Annotated in this window: 1 rRNA gene; it reads right to left on the bottom strand. The window is 55.3% G+C overall.

Annotated elements, in window-relative coordinates:
• Positions 1-255 (bottom strand): 16S ribosomal RNA (locus tag HHH54_RS11705); the annotation flags it as partial.

Raw genomic sequence — 255 nt, 5'->3', positions numbered from 1 at the left:
CGTCAGACTTTCGTCCATTGCGGAAGATTCCCTACTGCTGCCTCCCGTAGGAGTCTGGACCGTGTCTCAGTTCCAGTGTGGCCGATCACCCTCTCAGGTCGGCTACGCATCGTTGCCTTGGTAGGCCGTTACCCCACCAACTAGCTAATGCGGCGCGGGTCCATCTATAAGTGACAGCAAGACCGTCTTTCACTGTTGAACCATGCGGTTCAACATGTTATCCGGCATTAGCCCCGGTTTCCCGGAGTTATTCCA

Source organism: Staphylococcus canis (assembly GCF_016238445.1).
Classification (GTDB): Bacteria; Bacillota; Bacilli; order Staphylococcales; family Staphylococcaceae; genus Staphylococcus; species Staphylococcus canis.
This window is presented reverse-complemented; position numbering and strand designations above follow the sequence as displayed.